16 protein-coding genes are annotated in these 16,783 nt (G+C 59.0%); 6 read left to right on the top strand and 10 right to left on the bottom strand.

Translation table 11 applies throughout. From position 1 onward, the window contains the following. Window positions 1–395: 395 nt before the first annotated feature. From QQK95_RS33590 to QQK95_RS15755, 5 genes are all read right to left on the bottom strand, one after another. On the bottom strand, window positions 396–731 hold the full coding sequence (locus tag QQK95_RS33590; protein ID WP_284274215.1) for an LOG family protein: 336 nt from the start codon (window positions 729–731) through the stop codon (window positions 396–398). Beyond that, window positions 626–1,474 carry a hypothetical protein gene (locus QQK95_RS33585; RefSeq protein ID WP_284274252.1) on the bottom strand — a complete coding sequence of 283 codons (849 nt, stop codon included), beginning with the start codon at window positions 1,472–1,474 and terminating at the stop codon, window positions 626–628. Before QQK95_RS33585 ends, QQK95_RS33590 begins: the two co-directional genes overlap by 106 nt. 153 nt (window positions 1,475–1,627) lie before the next feature. After that, the gene (locus tag QQK95_RS15765; protein ID WP_240565390.1) at window positions 1,628–2,890 is read right to left on the bottom strand and encodes an ABC transporter substrate-binding protein; all 1,263 of its coding nucleotides are present in this window, start codon (window positions 2,888–2,890) and stop codon (window positions 1,628–1,630) included. 183 nt (window positions 2,891–3,073) lie between these two features. Continuing rightward, window positions 3,074–4,438: a trypsin-like peptidase domain-containing protein gene (locus QQK95_RS15760; RefSeq protein WP_284274212.1), complete on the bottom strand. Its 1,365-nt coding sequence runs from the start codon at window positions 4,436–4,438 to the stop codon at window positions 3,074–3,076. Between the two features lie 376 nt (window positions 4,439–4,814). Further along, window positions 4,815–6,377 carry a CYTH and CHAD domain-containing protein gene (locus QQK95_RS15755; RefSeq protein WP_284274210.1) on the bottom strand — a complete coding sequence of 521 codons (1,563 nt, stop codon included), beginning with the start codon at window positions 6,375–6,377 and terminating at the stop codon, window positions 4,815–4,817. A gap of 357 nt (window positions 6,378–6,734) precedes the next feature. Between QQK95_RS15755 and QQK95_RS15750 the strand changes: the two genes are divergently transcribed. Next, entirely contained in the window at window positions 6,735–7,163 is a 429-nt protein-coding gene (locus tag QQK95_RS15750) for a universal stress protein (protein WP_240565235.1), read from the top strand. Between the two features lie 65 nt (window positions 7,164–7,228). Here the strand turns inward: QQK95_RS15750 and QQK95_RS33515 are convergent, their stop codons facing one another. Both QQK95_RS33515 and QQK95_RS15745 read right to left on the bottom strand, forming a co-directional pair. Then, complete coding sequence (locus QQK95_RS33515; protein WP_409371695.1) at window positions 7,229–7,921, bottom strand: lysophospholipid acyltransferase family protein; 693 nt, start codon at window positions 7,919–7,921, stop codon at window positions 7,229–7,231. Between the two features lie 91 nt (window positions 7,922–8,012). After that, window positions 8,013–9,278 (bottom strand): glycosyltransferase, encoded by a 1,266-nt coding sequence (locus tag QQK95_RS15745; RefSeq protein WP_284274207.1) that lies wholly within the window; start codon window positions 9,276–9,278, stop codon window positions 8,013–8,015. Window positions 9,279–9,729: 451 nt separating this feature from the next. Between QQK95_RS15745 and QQK95_RS15740 the strand changes: the two genes are divergently transcribed. From QQK95_RS15740 to QQK95_RS15725, 4 genes are all read left to right on the top strand, one after another. Continuing rightward, on the top strand, window positions 9,730–10,155 hold the full coding sequence (locus QQK95_RS15740; RefSeq protein ID WP_276315533.1) for a L,D-transpeptidase: 426 nt from the start codon (window positions 9,730–9,732) through the stop codon (window positions 10,153–10,155). A gap of 221 nt (window positions 10,156–10,376) precedes the next feature. Next, window positions 10,377–10,526, top strand: coding sequence for a hypothetical protein (locus tag QQK95_RS15735; RefSeq protein WP_284274206.1), 150 nt, complete (start codon window positions 10,377–10,379; stop codon window positions 10,524–10,526). Window positions 10,527–10,902: 376 nt separating this feature from the next. After that, on the top strand, window positions 10,903–11,046 hold the full coding sequence (locus QQK95_RS15730; protein WP_284274204.1) for a hypothetical protein: 144 nt from the start codon (window positions 10,903–10,905) through the stop codon (window positions 11,044–11,046). A 412-nt stretch (window positions 11,047–11,458) separates the two neighbouring features. Continuing rightward, complete coding sequence (locus QQK95_RS15725; RefSeq protein WP_284274202.1) at window positions 11,459–13,504, top strand: NAD(+) synthase; 2,046 nt, start codon at window positions 11,459–11,461, stop codon at window positions 13,502–13,504. Between the two features lie 236 nt (window positions 13,505–13,740). Here QQK95_RS15725 and QQK95_RS15720 read toward each other — a convergent pair whose 3' ends face one another. Then, on the bottom strand, window positions 13,741–14,856 hold the full coding sequence (locus QQK95_RS15720; RefSeq protein ID WP_284274200.1) for a CapA family protein: 1,116 nt from the start codon (window positions 14,854–14,856) through the stop codon (window positions 13,741–13,743). A 144-nt stretch (window positions 14,857–15,000) separates the two neighbouring features. On the opposite strand from QQK95_RS15720, the gene QQK95_RS15715 reads away from it, so the two are divergent. Next, window positions 15,001–15,552, top strand: coding sequence for an HPF/RaiA family ribosome-associated protein (locus QQK95_RS15715; RefSeq protein ID WP_240565240.1), 552 nt, complete (start codon window positions 15,001–15,003; stop codon window positions 15,550–15,552). Between the two features lie 256 nt (window positions 15,553–15,808). On the opposite strand, the gene QQK95_RS15710 is transcribed toward QQK95_RS15715, so the two are convergent. Continuing rightward, entirely contained in the window at window positions 15,809–16,225 is a 417-nt protein-coding gene (locus QQK95_RS15710) for a DUF3775 domain-containing protein (protein ID WP_240565242.1), read from the bottom strand. Window positions 16,226–16,555: 330 nt separating this feature from the next. Beyond that, complete coding sequence (locus tag QQK95_RS15705; RefSeq protein ID WP_240565243.1) at window positions 16,556–16,780, bottom strand: hypothetical protein; 225 nt, start codon at window positions 16,778–16,780, stop codon at window positions 16,556–16,558. Window positions 16,781–16,783: the final 3 nt, after the last annotated feature.

The raw sequence follows: 16,783 nt of genomic DNA, 5'->3' as shown, positions 1-16,783 counted from the left end.
CCGCTTTGACAAACGGCTTGGCATTTGCCGAGTTCATGGTGGAGTTGAAGAAGCAGCCTCATCTCACCCCCCGAATAAGTCGGATCGATCCAACTCTAGACAGTCTGCGACGCGTGTATGGCGACCTCGTTGATTTGCGTCAATTTGCCGGGACAACATCGTTCCGATGTAGCGATTTACGCTGTCGTGCCGCGGTGGACTTGGTGTGTCGCGGCCGTCTCCGGGCCCGAAAGCCCTGTAGGCGAAGTCTCAAGCCGGCGAAGCAGTTCATCCGCGCGCACTGACGCCGGCAGGCAGTCTATCTGCGGCAGCTCTAACTTGAGTGACGGCCTGAAAGACTCCTCAGCCGATCAAGGTGCGCCGACCGGCGCAGGCCGCGCCATGTACAGAAATCTTCATGTGCCGGCGCCCCCAACAGGATAGAGCGGCTCTCCAGCCGCCGCATGCCACCGAAGGATGCCCTCCCAGATGTCCTCCGCGGTTTCGGCAAACCAGAAGAGGTCGCGATCCTCCGGATCGATGACCCCTTCCTCGACCAAGAAATCGATGTCGATTGCGCGGCGCCAGAATTTCTCACCCACGAGGATGATTGGGATCGGCTTGATCTTGCGGGTCTGAACGAGGGTCAGGGTTTCGAACAACTCGTCAAACGTTCCAAATCCGCCAGGGAAGGCGACGAGAGCCTTGGCTCGCAGCAGGAAATGAAGCTTCCGGATGGCAAAGTAATGCACCGAAGGCAGAGTTCCGGGCTGACATATGGATTGGGATATTGCTCGTTCGGCAGGCTGATGTTGAGGCCCGCCGATGGCGCGCCGAGATCGAAGGCGCCACGATTGGCGGCCTCCATGATCCCTGGGCCGGAACCGGTCATGATGACGATGCCGCGATCTTGCTGATCATGGTTGGCACGGCTGACCAGTCTGCTGAACTGGCGTGCGACATCGTAGAAGTGGGCCTTGGCCGCGATGCGTTCGGCCGCTCCGAGGCGTAAGCTCGCGTCAGCGTCCGGTTGCACCACCGCCGTACCACGAAGCGCCCGGAGGTTACGCTGCGCGGCAGCGGGCTCGCAGATGCGAGTGCTACCGAAAACGACAATCGTTCCGCGAATGCCGTGCTGGCGCAGCAGCATTTCCGGCTTCAGATAGCCAATCTCAAGCCGCGGGCCACGGGTGTCATCGTTCTCGAGAAAGACGGGATCCTCAACCGGCAACCGGTAACTGGGACTGGCGAGAATTGCCTCCAGCCTGCCAGCCGCCTCCGGATCGTCTTCGGGAGACTTGGGAGGCTGCCAAGGCAGCGGCAGCTGCCTCTGCGATGGGTGGGGTGGCGAAGGAGTAGGGGGGTATCCACGATCGCCCGCGGTTTGCGTTTCGATTTGCGGTCCTCGGATCGGCCCCGGTTCATTTTGATGGCTTTCCTGCAGGTCGAAAGACGAACACGACAACTCATCGGTCTCGGACAGAATTCGGACCAAATGTCCTGCACCGCAGCATTCATTTCAGGCGGCTTCCGCGACATGCGTTGCGGGGCGTCTTTCCATCCCCTCGCAGGATAGCGGTTGCCCGTCACCCTGGATTTCTCTTCCGGCGGAGCGGGACCGCGGAGGGCGGTCCCGCAATGGTTCAGGTCACGGCTGCTGCGCGCGCTTAACCGCTTTGGCAAGCGCCTTGACGGCATCTGCCGAACTCATGTCGGAGTTGAAGAAGTTCGTCACGAGGTCGAGGAACTCGCCCCGTACGGAGCGAGAGACCGCCATCTCATGAGCCATAGAAGGCACCAGCGAGTTGTCCTTGATCGCGGCCAATAGATCCTCATGCGACTTCAGCGCGCAGGAATCGAACTTGTCGAGCGGCACGTCGGTACGCGCGGGGATCGAGCCCTTGGCAAGGTTGAAGATCTTCTGGAAAGCAGGCGACATGATCAGGCTTGCCAGCACCTTCTGGCCCTTCAGCCGCTCCTTGCCGGAGACCTTGAAGAAGGTGAAGCTGTCCGAGTTGAGGATGAACCCCTTCCCCGGCGTGGGTGCACACACGAAGTCAACGCCTGGCTTCTTGCCGGCGGCCAAGAACTCACCTTTTGCCCAGTCGCCCATGATCTGGAAACCAGCTTGACCATTCATGACCATCGCCGTGGCGAGGTTCCAGTCACGCCCCGAAAAGTTGGGATCGACATAACTGCGAAGCTTGCGCAGTTCGTCGAAAGACTTGACCATCGTGTCGCTGGTCAAGGCCTTCTGGTCCAGATCGACGAGCGCCTCGCGGTAGAAATCGGCCCCGCCGATACCCAGCACGACCGTCTCGAACACGGTCGCATCCTGCCAAGGCTGGCCGCCATGGGCCAGCGGCGTAATTCCTGCCGCCTTCAGCTTCTCGGCATCGGCGTTGAACTCGTCCCACGTCCTCGGCATCTCGGTGATGCCTGCCTTGGCCAGCACGGCCGGGTTCGCCCAGAGCCAATCGACACGGTGAATATTGACAGGAGCTGCGACGTACTTGCCTTCATATTTCATGATGCCCGCGAGGACCGGCGGCAGCACAGCATCCCAGCCCTCTTTGGTGGCAACATCGTTGACGTTGTTTAGCACGCCTTCCTTGGCCCATTCCTGGATGCCTGGTCCCTTGAGCTGCACCGCCGTTGGCGGATTTCCTGCCACAACGCGCGCGCGCAGCGCCGTCATTGCGGCGTCGCCGCCGCCGCCGGCGATCGGCGAGTCGATCCAGGTACCGCCCTGGGCCTCAAATGATTTCTTCAGTTCGCCGACGGCTTTCGCCTCACCGCCCGATGTCCACCAGTGAAGCACCTCCACGGTGCCATCGGCTCGGGCAGTGTTGGATGCCATTGCCAATCCAAGCCCAAACGCAATCGCCACGCCTTGAATGAAAAGTTTCATTTTATCCTCCCATCAGATCGGATCGATCCGACTTTGGACAGTCTGCGAGGGATGCGCGATAACGTCGTTGATTTGCGTCAACCTCGGCCGAATTCTCGGCGATGTGATCGATGGCACCGTCGATGACGCGTCACAATCCATTGTCGGCGGCCCCTCCGGGCGGATTTGACTCATGCACCATCTTCATTGGACGGTCAGGAAGTACATACCGCCGTTTCGATAGACACCGAGCAGCAGAGGGGCCGGCGAACGCTGTGCCAATTCCAATGCCTGTCCTGGTGAGTGGACGATCTGCTGATTGATGGTGAGAATTACGTCGTCTGCAGCCAATCCGGCATCGCCTGCCCCGCTGCCTGCGCCCACCGTCAAAACCAGCGCTCCGTCCACTTTCTTGTTCCCCACTCCCGTTATCGTCTCGACATCGCTCAGGACGACCGATGCAAGGAGACCCGATCCTTCGATTTGGGTCACGCCAGGGCTTCCTTCAGCCGAAAGTTTCGTCGTCACAGTCGTTGGATTGCCATGACGGATCATCGACAGCTTCGCGGGAGCGTCTGGCGACATTGTGCTCATGATGTTCTTGAGACCGGCGGCATTTTCCACGCTTGCCCCGTTCACAGCGGTTATGATGTCACCAACATGGACACCGGCGCCTTCAGCCACCGACCCTAACAAGATCTGATTGACAACAGCGCCCGATCGAATGTCGGCCCCGAATGCCTTGGCGAGATCCGCAGTAAGATCCTGCACGACCACGCCAAGCTGCACGCGCCGCACCTTGCCGTGGGCAATAAGCTGCTCCGTTATCTGTTTTGCCATCGCTGCCGGAATGGCGAAGCCAATGCCGACATTTCCCCCGCTTGGCCCAATGATCGCGCTGTTGATTCCAACGAGATTCCCGTCGAGACCGACGAGCGGGCCGCCCGAATTCCCTGGGTTGATGGAAGCATCGGTCTGAATAAGCTTCTCATAACCGCCTCCTGGTCCTGATCGGCCAAGCGCGCTGACGATACCCATTGTCGCCGTTTGTCCCAGGCCAAAGGGATTGCCTATTGCCACGACATAGTCGCCGACACGGAGTTGCGAAGAATCTCCGAAAGGCAGTGCTGTCAGATCGTGCGCCGGGATCCTGATGACGGCGAGATCTGTTTCGGCATCGTTCCCGACCGGTTCGGCTTGAAAGCTGCGGCCATCATTGAGGGTGACCGTAATCTCGTCGCCATTCTGGACGACATGATTGTTGGTCAGGACATAACCGTTCGCGGCATCGATGATGACCCCCGCACCCGCCGTCTGGGTTTGTGGCGCTTCGTCGGCAAGGGCAGAGAACTGTTGGGAGGAGGAATCCGGACCGCCCGCAGGCGATTCATTCCGGCCTTGCACGGTGATAATCACCACTGTTGGAAGGACGCGCTCCAGCATTGGGGCAAGCGAAGCTTGGATCGTCGGAACAAACGAGGACGCTGCCTTGGCAGGGTACCCCGTTGATGCCGTCGCCAGGGCGAAACACGCCGCTGCCAGGAAATTCCGGAAACCGGCCGGGATCATCGATCCATCTCATAGTCGTCGAGATACGAACTTCCCGTAGACCGCGACTCTTCCCCGCAATCAATGGAAGCCGTTTCAACCGCAAATATCCCCGGTGCTAGCAGGCAATTTGCTGACCACTGCCCTCCGCATTCCACTGTTTCTAGTCTTTGTCGTTCGGGCTGCCGGCCAGCCACTTGCGCGCTTTTCATGCTGCCTCCTTTTTTATAGCTTAGTGCGGGAAGGGAGCTGCCGTTTTGAGCCGGATCAAAGGCAGAATGGAAATTCTCGCGACCCTGGACCCTGATCATGGCGACCGAGGTCGCAATCTCGGTCCACGCCAACGCGTATCCGGTTGCAGGTTGCTCGATGAGATAGAAGCCGGTTAGTCGTCTATTCAGATCCAGAATGGCTTGGTTTTGTTGAGCTGACGATGGATGCGGGTATTTGACCGCATCTCCTTCTCCAATCGTCTTTCCTCAATGTTCGAAGCGACCCCTGCAAAAAACGCAATCTGCCAAGCATTTGCGTCGGCTTCTGGCAAAGGGGCTTCCGCCATCGATCTGCACAATTGGATATGCCCGGCAATGTCGTTGAGATTGCCAAGGTAGTCCTGGAGAGCCTCCAAGGCGTGGAGGAAACTCTTGCGCCGCCTCTTTGCGGGTCCACTCGCGAAAAGACCCTCGAAAAATTCGCTGCCATAACGCAGTTTCTTGGCTGCGATGCGCAGTTTGTGACGTTGCCATGCGCCGAGATCGTCAAGTTTCCTAGCTCGTTTCATGATCTTTGATGTTCGCGACGAAAGCGTCTGGCGAGCGAACTTGTCGATGATCTGTTCCTTGAGGCTGACGCGCAGTGCATCGTCCGTCTTGATCCATTCTCCATCATGGATCCATTCGGCTGTATCCAGCAGCAGGCTGCGGAATCTGTCGGTTTCAATGGCCGCCCTGGCTCGGGCTTCGGCCAGCGACTGCAGCCGGTCGATCTTTCCTTCGAACATCTTGAACGCGTTATCGCCAGCGTAAGCGTCCCGCAGGTGTGGAAGGACACTTACCGAGAAAACGTGGAGCTCTCGCGCCTGAGTAAGTTCGCCCATGAGCCATTTCAGCTCCGCCTTGATCAAATCGCATTGCCTGTCACTGAGCATCTGGGAAAAGAGCGACATGGCGGCGAGTAACCGTCGAAGGCCGACACGCATCTGGTGAATGCCTTCGGGATCGCCCCGGTTTACCGCTTCCCAATTGGCGGCAATCTGACGGAGGCAGGATTCCGCAATTTTTTGAAACGCTGTCGCGACGTTTTCGCCGGACTGAAGGGGCATTGTACCCCCAAGGACCGCTTGCGCGGGCTTGCCATCGATCAGTCCATATCCACGTTCTGCCTTGCTGCGAACCGAAAGTCGCAATGGCGCGGCCTTAGCGAGCGTCCGAGCCAGTTCGAACAGTTCCGTGCGGTCCCCTTGCTTGAGCTCGATCTCGATCTCGCAAACTTCCTCGGATTTGTCGCCAGTCGTGATCCAGCAGTGATCGAGCGCAAGTTCCATGCTGGCATGAGTGGTTTTGATGGGGAGCGTCTTGCGTTGAGTTCGTGTCTCGAAGACAGGTTTCAGCGCTCGGGCGAACTTTTTTGACAGCAGCCGTTTCAAAGGTGTATCGCTGGCGCCGTCGAGGTCGGGCGCCGTTCCCTTTATCTCGGTTTCCCACTCGCCACGTGTGGTGAGATCGGAAGAGGGGCCGGGCTCACACTTGATCGTCTGGACATGGTTTCGCCCGCCAGAGCGAACGCGAAGCGATATGCCAACCTCCCGCAGTTTGAATTTGTCGGTATCGAAATAGACGGAATCGAGCTGCTTGGTCTTTGCCGCCGACGCCACCTGTCGCACGATCGGAACGTCCTCAACCAAAGGGAACAATGCCTGTGGTAGTTGCAGCTTCAGCTCCATTTCCCGGTGGTTCGACATGACTTCGACCTAGTCTCTTTCTTGATGTCAAAGGCACCGCCCAAACGACCCGCGCTTGGTGCCTCGGACAAGCGCGATGCCCTAAAGGCAAAGCCACGCCGCAACATAACGAATGCAAAAGCATCCGCATTGAGATGCATCAAAGCGCGGCCCGTATGGTCGCTTTAGACTGGCACTAAACCATACCTGAGGAGGTCTCGGCACTGACGTGCTTCTTGTTGTCCGCTAATAGCTTCATGACAGGCAGCTGCTCATGGTGGATACATTGCCAGACGACAACCTGCTCGCTGCAATCGAGAGGCATCCTGGCTGGGATAGCGATCTAGTGCCGAGGTCCGTTTTGAATGGAGGAGCGCGATGCGGCGCATATTGCTTGCCACGGATGGTTCGACGGGAGCCAGTCGCGCCACTGAGGTGGCGGCAGAACTTGCTCGGGTTATGGGAAGTCGCTTGTCCATCCTGACTGTTGGCGGAAATGTGTCGGGCGAAGAGATGGCGCAACTCGCGCGTGCAGAGGGAAATGCCGCCGATGCACTTGAAGAACTCTCGAACCAGGCGCTGCGTCAGGCCAAGGAACGAGCAGAGGGGGCCGGTGTCCAGGATGTCCGTGTGCAAATTGGGTGGGGTGATCCTGCGGAGGTGATCATCGAGACGGCTCGACGAGAGCAGACCGATGCAATCGTAATAGGCCGACGCGGCCACGGACGCCTTGTGGGGCTGCTCCTCGGAAGTGTATCGCAAAAGGTGGCGACCCTCGCTCCATGCGTCGTCATCATGGTTCCTTGACCACGGTTTGATGCAGGTTACGAGCGATACTTTCGCACGATTGAAGCTCTTCGCAACGTCGGCTGTCAGCCTAGGCCACTTTTTGCTTCCAGAGGCCGGCTGCGGAGCGTCCGCGCTTTGGCATCCGCATCCACGGCTTCCAGTCTGGTGCGGATCAAGTCCGACCATTCCAACAGTCCTTTCCGATCTAGCCCCTTTGGAATCCGGATTGGCTCGCCGAGGGACAGAGCTACGGTCGCAAGCGGGTAAGGCAATTCTCGTTGATCCCATCGGCTGGCCATGACGCATTTGGGATCACTGGCAACTGAGACCGGAACGATCAAGAACTGAAGTTGCGACGCCAATCGGACCGTGCCTAGCTTCACCTGGTGATAAGGACCCAGCGGTCCGTCCACTGCAAGCACCCCGAATCTTGTTGCCGAGAGGCGGTCAACGATCAATCTGTAAGCGTCACCGCTACGAGAATGTGCCGGAATGAGTACAGCCTCGTAGCCGAAGCGGCGACATATCCGAGCGATTATCTCTCCCCGAAATGACTGGCCAACGAAAACCGTCGCGTGGCGCCCCTCAGCCAGAGCAAACAGAGGGAAATATTTGCCATGCCAAAACACAGCCAGCACTGGGGCTCCTTCAGCCAACAGCCGATCGAGGAGCAGAATCTGCTCCGTATTTTTTCGCCATGAGGCAGACCACACTCTCAGGATCACCTCTGCACCGATGCTTGTGGCGCTGGCCGCCGCATCGCGACAAGCGCACATTATCCTGCGCGACCACCGTTCCTGATCAGACTTATCGCAATGCAACGGAGTGCTCATGGCCTTTGACTGCAGCGCCCCGCCATCACGGCGCCTATCCCAGGACAGCATCGCCGATTGCGTGCGCGAGGTTTCGAAGAATTTTGTATTCCTCGTCAAGGCCGCGCTTTGCGGCCTGCCAGTTGTTGTCTTTGCTCGCTCTCGCTGCCCTGTGCGTCTCCAGCACGGATGCATAGAGCGTCAACGCCATTTTTGTCGTTGCATCCCTGGAAAAGCACTTCGACGTTTGAATTGCAGCTTCTCGTAGCGTCGTTCGTTCGGCGACAGTGCGATCCGCCACCCACTGGATCGCATGCGCAAAATGATCGGCTGGCGAGTTGGCTGGAGGGAGCCGTCCGTTGCGGCTGTCGATCACAACCTCACGAGCACCCGGCGCATCGAGCGCTACAACGGGGATACCAGCCGCCATCGCCTCGACGAGGACGAGGCCTTGCGTTTCGGAATGCGAGGAGAATGCAAAGACATCCATTGCCGCATATGCGTCGGCAAGTTCTGTTCCCGTAAGCGCGCCCACCAGATGGACCCGGCCGCCTAAGCCTGCTCCCGTCAAAGTGTCCTGGATGTGCGTCATTGTCTCTCCGCAGCCTACAACAAGGAAATGAGCGCCTGCGTGAGAGGTCAGGAATTGTTTCACGGCTTCGGTCAGGTATTCGAGATTTTTCTCAGGCGCCAGGCGCCCGACGTGACCAACAACAAAGGCATCGCTCGGAATGCCACTGGCAGACCGCAGGCGCTTGCGGTCGCCGTGGTCGAATCGGGTAGCATCAATCCCCGTGGGAACCACGGTTACAGGTGTTTTGACGCCATGTTCGGTGAGAAATTGCGCAATGCTTTGGCTTGGTGCGATAACGGCGTCACAAAGATCGCAGTAGCCGAGAGCCAGGCTAAGAACGAGCCGTTTGAGAACAGGCGAGTCCTGCGAAACGTAATGCCCATAGAGTTCGTACCGGGTATGGTACGTATATATGATCGGCAGGTTGCGCGTAGCCGATACGCGGAGAGCCGTGTCGCCCAGAAGGAATGGGTGATGGGAATGCACGATGTCGGGTTGGAAGACGTCCAGGGCCTCGTCGAGCGGACGACTGAGCGGGATCGGCACCGAAAAGTCGCTGCCTCCGAAGCGCTGGAGGGCCGGAATTCGCAGTACGCCGGTTTCATCTTCTGGTGCGCCGTCAAACTCGGGCGCGATGATCAGAACCCGATGGCCGACCGCTCGCAAACTTTCGGCAAGCCAAGTGACACTATTGGCTACGCCGCCAATATATGGGGTGAAGGTATTTGTGAGCATCAATATCTTCATCGAAAGCCGCAGTCCCCGGGAGATTTGTCGCCGACCCTCCTATCGCTGCTGATACATCGCCGCATTGATCGGCATCATACGGTCGAACTTGGATCATCGACGACAAGGAGGCCAGTCCGCAGGGTTTGTTGGGGCAATATCGACAAGCCGATATCCCCAAGAGTCAAAGGCGAGGTCGGATCCTTCGCGAAACGCCACATTCGTGGCGTTAGCACGGGATTCTGCTCAGCTGGCATCCTCAGATCACTGAGGCAACCGTCAGGGCAAATTGAGGCGTTCGCAGGTCCGCGGTACTAGCCGAAATCAAACGAAACGAAGCTGGCATAGTGTTCCCAAGTCAAGTTCAAACGGGCTTCTGGGCATGGCCGTGATGTGGATCAAATCGTTCGCACAGGAAAATGACTAGGAAGAGAGTTCCCATGGTTGTGTCGTCCTGTGCAAAGGAAAGACATTGCGCATTTGGTTTGCCACCGCGATCCTGTCGTTTGCATTTTTCCCTGCAACCGAAGCATTTGCAGCAAAAGTCGAAGTTGTGATCGACCTTTCAGAGCAAAGAATGCTGGTCGAAGTGGACGGCGAAAATCGCTACAGCTGGCTTGTCTCAACGGCGCGGCGGGGATACCGGACGCCAGTCGGGCACTTTTACCCGGTTAGGCTTGAGAGGACGTGGTTTTCCACGCGGTATGATTTATCGCCAATGCCGTATTCGATTTTCTTTCGCGGCGGATATGCCATCCACGGCACGACCGAGGTCGGCAAACTTGGGCGTCCCGTATCTCACGGTTGCGTGCGGCTTCACCCCGCTAACGCACGTCGCCTCTTCGAACTGGTCAGACTGTACGGCAAGGGTGCGACCGAAATAACCATCAGGCCATGAGACATGGCGGGCGGCACCTACCCATGCATTATCAAATATGACAACTGCCTCGGCGCGTGAGCCCAAGCGTTGCCGCCGTGCTGCTGCCCAACGACGTCTTGGCGGGATTGCATCAGGGGAGGTGCTGCGGCCGGTTTGATCCGCCTCAATGCGCGGGCGCGCCCGTGGCGCTTAGATGGGAGTGCCTGGAAACAGGCGGCAAACGGAAGAAGGAGCGTCACATGAGCTTCAAGGATATCTTGGTGCTCCTCGACGGTTCCGCCGACAACGTAGCGCGGGTGGATTTTGCCCTGTCACAGGCAAAAGCACACGGCGCAAGGTTGACTGGCGTCGACGTCGACTCCGCTACTGCCTTCGCTGGAGTGATCTGAACGCGCGAAATCGCTTGAGCACCAACCAATTTGGTGTCGACGTTCGCTTCAAGGTCGCGGATCGCAACTCGGGCGAATGGAAGAATTACTACGCCTTATGCAGATCTGGTGATTGCCACCCAGCCCTACCGTGACGTCTCCGCGAGGATCCTCCCCGGCGTGCCCGGCGATTTGTTGACGTCGGTAGGCGTGCCGATGATCCTGCTGCCACGCGATTGGCGGCCGAGACCCGTTGGACAAGAAGTCGCGATTGCCTGGTCACCGGGCGGGCAAAAGGCCCGTGCCGTGCATGATGCGATGCCCCTTTTGACCCGGGCGCGCAAGGTAACGGTGTTCGCGTTCGCTCCGCCAGCCGATAAAGGATACGGACATCGACTTGCTGCGCGACCATCTGCTTGCCCATGGCGTCAAAGCCGAGACCGACCGCTGGACGGACAGCGGCGACTTGTCGGCAATCGAGGCGCTGTTTGCTTCGCGCGCCGCCGGAGGACGCCGATTTGATCGTGGCCGGCGCATATAGCCATTCGCGAACCCGTGAGGCCTTGTTCGGCGGAATGACCAAATTCCTACTCGAGCAATTCTCGCTGCCGGTCTTCGTCTCGCACTAAATTCGCAATTGGTGCCGCAAATGGCCGAGTGACGCCCCGGCGTGGATTGCTACGGTTTATGGCGATTGGCGCCAGAATAGCGGCTCCGATGAGCTCTTCTACGCTGTGGTCACGCTGTGCTGCACAGCGCGTGTCCGGAAGGGATCCAACAGTTCCCCCTGGGGTTCATTATCAAGCTTCGGCAAACAGGCGAAACATCGGGCGCCTTGATGCGCCACCATCCTGCATCCACGCGGGCAAGCCGTCGTCCTTGCTGGTGGCAAGTTGCCCGCGCCCGCGAAATATGGACAAGTATCCATGTCAGCCAGTTGGACCAGCGAGGCAATGAGCCAATTCGCATCCCTCTACAGCCATGAATTCCTGCGTATCGCCTCCTGTGTGCCGCGTGCGCAAGTTGCGGATCCGGACTTCGCTGTCGAGGAAACCCTTCGCTTGGCCAGGTTGGGTGACGCCGATGACGTGGCACTCATGCTGTTCCCCGAGCTTGGGATTTCTTCCTATGCCATCGATGACCTGTTGTTTCAGGACGTGCTGCTCGATGCGGTCGAACGGGCGATAGGCCGGCTCGCCGAAGCATCTGCCGATCTCTATCCAATGCTGGTGATTGGCGCTCCGCAGCGCCGCGAGGGCCGGCTCTACAACACTGCCGTCGCCATCCATCGTGGCGTGATCCTGGGCGCCGTACCCAAGACGTATCTGCCGAATTATCGCGAATTTTACGAGCGCCGCCACTTCACGTCCGGAGCCGGCATTGAGGGGCTGGAGATTGCGATTGCGGGCCGAGCCGTACCGTTCGGGGTCGATCTCCTGTTCCGGTCCGTCGGCTCGGTACCGTTCACCTTCCACGCCGAAATATGCGAGGACATCTGGGTCCCGCTGCCGCCCTCGACGCGCGCGGCGATGGCCGGCGCAGAAGTACTGCTCAACCTGTCCGCCAGTAACATCACCATCGGCAAGGCCGACACTCGCCGGCTGCTGTGTACCAGCCATTCATCGCGGGCGATCGCGGCCTATGCCTATTCCGCCGCCGGCCCGGGAGAATCGACCACCGATCTCGCATGGGACGGACACGCGGCAATCTTCGAATATGGCGATCTGCTTGCTGAGTCGCAGCGCTTTCCGCGCGACAGCACCTTCGTCACAGCGGACATCGACCTCGGCCGTATTCGCCAAGAGCGCATGCGCGTCAACAGCTTCGGCGACTGCTTGCGCGAAGAGGCCGCCGCTGGACCTATCTGGCGCGTCGTTTCCTTCACCCTCGACCTGCCCTCCAGACCGGTGCCACTGCGGCGCACGATCGAACGTTTTCCCTACGTGCCGGCTGATCCCTCGCGGCTGCGGGAAAATTGCTACGAAGCTTACAACATCCAGATTCAGGGCCTGGCGAAGCGGCTCTCCGCTACCGGCCTCAACCATTCCGTCATCGGCGTGTCGGGCGGGCTTGATTCGACGCAGGCGCTGATCGTGGCGGCGCGCGCCATGGACCTGATCGGGCTGCAGCGCAAGAACGTGCTTGCCTATACGCTGCCCGGCTTTGCAACGTCCGAGAAGACCAAGGCGAATGCATGGGCGCTGATCGATGCACTGGGCGTCACAGGTGCGGAGATCGATATCCGTCCGGCGGCGCGGCAGATGCTGACCGATCTCGGTCACCCCTTCGCCAAAGGCGAGCCGCTCTTTGATGTGACTTTCGAGAACGTGCAGGCCGGGTTGCGCACGGATTACCTGTTCCGCCTCGCCAACCAAAATGGCGGGCTCGTCGTCGGCACCGGCGACTTGTCCGAGCTCGCACTTGGCTGGTGCACCTATGGTGTCGGCGATCATATGTCCCACTACAACGTCAACGCGTCGGTTTCCAAGACCCTGATCCAGCATCTCATCCGCTTCGTGGCCGCCTCGGGCGACGTGAGCGCTGGGACGACCCGGGTGCTCCACGCCATACTCGACACCGAGATATCGCCGGAGTTGGTGCCGGCCGGGGCTGGGGGGACGATCCAATCGACCCAGTCCATCGTCGGTCCCTACGCGCTTCAGGATTTCAACCTCTTCTACCTGACCCGCTACGGTTTCCGGCCCTCCAAGATCGCCTTCCTCGCACACCACGCCTGGGGCGGCGCCGAACGTGGAGCATGGCCTGTCGACTTGCCGGCGTCCGATCGCCGTGCCTACTCTCTGGCAGAGATCCGTCATTGGCTGGAGGTGTTCCTCAGACGCTTCTTCTCCAACCAGTTCAAGCGTTCCACCCTGCCGAACGGCCCGAAGATCACGTCTGGCGGCTCGCTATCGCCGCGCGGCGATTGGCGTGCGCCGTCCGACGCCCAGGCAAGGCTCTGGCTGGCCGAACTTGCGGAGAACGTTCCAGAGTCCTGAATGGCTCCCGCCTCGCCGCCGGCGAGATCGGTCTCTGTATGTGCGTCGCGGCAATCGCGTAGTCAGCTCTGTTGCCTAGCTGCCGATCCGTCGCGCGAGTCGACCAATCGGGATTGTATAAAAATGAGACACTCGGCAGTCGTGGCTTCTCCGTCGGGAGTGGGACACGCAGCGCCTGCGCGTGGTTGCTGACAGACGAAAACGCCCCCGGGATTGCCGGAAAAGAACAGGGACCCTCAGACCTTTGCGTGTTGCACGCACCATGACAGTGCCAGGGCATCGTCTTCGGTCAGCCGCACAGTATGGCCGAAGCGCCGGCATTCGCGGTCAAGGGTGCCGCTCAGCCAATCGGCATCTGCGCGGGACGCGCGTTCAAGGCGGAATTTCCTTGAGTGAAACGGGACCATCTCGACGGCTCGCAGGCAGCGGGTTCGATCATCGATATCGAGGAAATAGCCGAGCACAAGGTCTGGCCGGAACGCTTCGTATCCGCCGATACCCTCATAGTCGTTGATAAAGTCACCGCAGCCGTAGAGGATCGGTTTTCCCGCATGGACTTCGATGGCCAAAGGGTGATGCGATGAATGCCCTTGGATGACATCGACACCGGCCTTGTCGACGAGACTGCGGGCGAAACTTTGATGATCGTCGGGGATTTCGTATCCCCAATTGAGACCCCAATGGATTGAGATCAGGACCAGATCACCTGGACGCTTCCATCTTCCTATTTTGCGGCCGATCCTTGTGACGGCGTTCCGGCTGAAATCCGTAAGAAAGTTCACGCCGGGCCACCCTTTCTCAGCCGCCCACTGGACAGGGACTCCGCTCGATGGACAAGCAAAGGAAAAGATCAGGAGCCGCATGCCCGCAGCCAGTGTGAGAACCGCAGGGCGGGCTGCCTCTTCAGCATCTACCCCGGCGCCTGACGTTGCAATGCCGTTTCTATCTAGTGCCTCAACTGTGTCCTTCAAGCCGTCTACCCCCCAGTCCGCGACATGGTTGTTAGCGAGCACGCAACAGTCGACTTCTGCAGCCGCGATGCATCCGAGGTTATCGGGATGCATTCGATAGTTGATCCCCTTGGCTTCCGGCATGCCGTCGGCGGTGATGCTCGTTTCGAGGTTGATGATCCTGAAATCAGGTTCTCGCCGATCGATCTCATCCAAGGCATCGCCCCAGATGTAGTCAAAAGGCACGGCCCTCGGAATCTCGCCGGCCCTGTGTTCCGCAAGAGCCACGTAGTCGACCGCGGACCACATGTGAGTCTCATACAGCGTCGGATCGCAGGGATGCGGCAGGATCTGGTCGATGCCACGGCCGGTCATCACGTCTCCGCAAAGAAAGAGCCTCATCGGATACCAATCCTGATGCCAGCAATTGCGGCGTTTTTTGAAAGAATGCCATCAGGCTGCGTGTGTCGCATTGATGCCGATCAATGCATCAGGTCGGCTCTGCGCCGAAGCTGATTACTATGGATTTTTCATGCGAGGACAGCCATGGAAATCACACCACAGATTCGGTTTCGCGGCATGGAACCGTCGCCGTCGGTGGAGGAAGTCATCCGCGAGCGCATTGGGCGGCTGGCGCGCTTCGACAACCGGATAACATCCTGCAACATCGTGGTCGAAGCACCGCACCGGCATGGCCACAGGGGCAAAATCTATCATGTTCGGGTTGATATAACCGTGCCTGGCCGCGAAATCGTAGTGGGCCGAGATTCGGAAGAAAATCATGCACATGAGGACGTCTATGTCGCGATCCGCGACAGCTTCAATGCGGCACAGCGCCAGCTTGAGGATGTCGCGCGCAAAATGAGCGGGCATCGCGTCAAACCGCATCCGGAAACGCACCACGGTACCGTCATCAGGTTGGTGCCCGAGGAAGGTTTCGGATTCATCTCAGGCCCGGATGGGCGCGAATTCTTCTTCCGGCGCGAAAGCATGGCCTCCGACAGCCAATGGGAGACCCTCGCAGTAGGCAACGAAGTACGGTTTGCCGAACATGAAGGGGAGAAAGGCCCCTACGCCTCCGCCGTCATGCCAGCGTGAACCCATTTCTATCTTAGGATGGATGACCGCTGGCTCACCCGCGGTCTTGATCGAGTCCCTCGTCTTCGGACTCTTGCACTCTGCGTAATTGGTACTGCCGAATAAGTGGACCCTCAAAGACAGCTCAAAGAACAATCAAGAGGTCCGCGAGACTACGGCTGACCATCTCTCTAGGAACTCATAAGGCCGGAAGTTGATCACTCCCTGGTCCTGGCTGTGACGTGAATCGAATCGTTCCCGAAACCGGACGCTGCCGCTAGGATGCGAGCTTGGTCGCGAAGAGGGCCTTTGCGATGTGATCGTGCAGATCGGGATCCTCAATGAGAGTGGACACAACCATCTCAGAACCTAAGGTCTGGGCTTCGGACACCCCCCGATAGAATTTTCGTGCAGCGAGATGACCCTGCCCGACGCGCATCAAGGCATATAGCTCGCATAGGGATTTTTCGGACAAGTCTGAGAGCGCCTCCCGCAAAAGCACGGTTGGAGAACTATCCGAAGGAAACGGTTCCAGACCGAACTCAGCCGTGGGATTATGCTCGCCACGGACCGGCGCCGGCCCGGCAAGATCCTGCTCCTGCACGTTGCCTAGCAACCTGTCGCGCTGTGTCCTGGCGCTTCTTGCAAGCAGACCAATGAAACGAGCGTGATCGACGTTCAGCGCTTTGAGCATGGTTGTCTCCCTCGCAGCCAGGCAAAGCCTTTTTAATATGATACCGCGCCAGGCCGGTATCCCTCATTGACTTAACTCAATCGCTCGCGCCTTTCCCGTTGAAGACGAGGCCGGGCAGACTGAGAAAGAGATCACCGCGGCTCGGCTCGCGATCCGTGGCGCGCTTGCTCCTGCTGACCCTGCCGGTCGGCGACGGGGCTGCTAGCTCCTGTCTGAGCTAGCTGACGACATCACCACGCTGGCGACGGATTCACCTACTGCGCGACTCGCATCGTCGCCCTCACATAGGCAAGCCGATCAGGTGCCGTCTTGCTCACAGTTAATCGCTGGTCATATCACTTCCGCCAGAAGCGCGGTCCTGAGGATTGTTCGCAAGTGATTTTCTTCAACGGTGCCAGCCTGAAACTCTTCAATGAGATCGAGCGCCAATCTTTGGGCCGAACCGGATCTCGGCGCAAAGCCGAATTCCACCCGCAGCTGATTAAAGACCTTGTGCAGCATCTTCAGGTCGTCGGCCGAAACAGACGCGAGAAAACTCCGGGCCACCATCTGCACTCA

The sequence above is a fragment of the Mesorhizobium huakuii genome (genome assembly GCF_030160235.1).
Classification (GTDB): domain Bacteria; phylum Pseudomonadota; class Alphaproteobacteria; order Rhizobiales; family Rhizobiaceae; genus Mesorhizobium; species Mesorhizobium huakuii.
The sequence above is the reverse complement of the archived record's forward strand: the minus strand, read 5'-3'. Positions and strand labels throughout refer to the sequence as shown.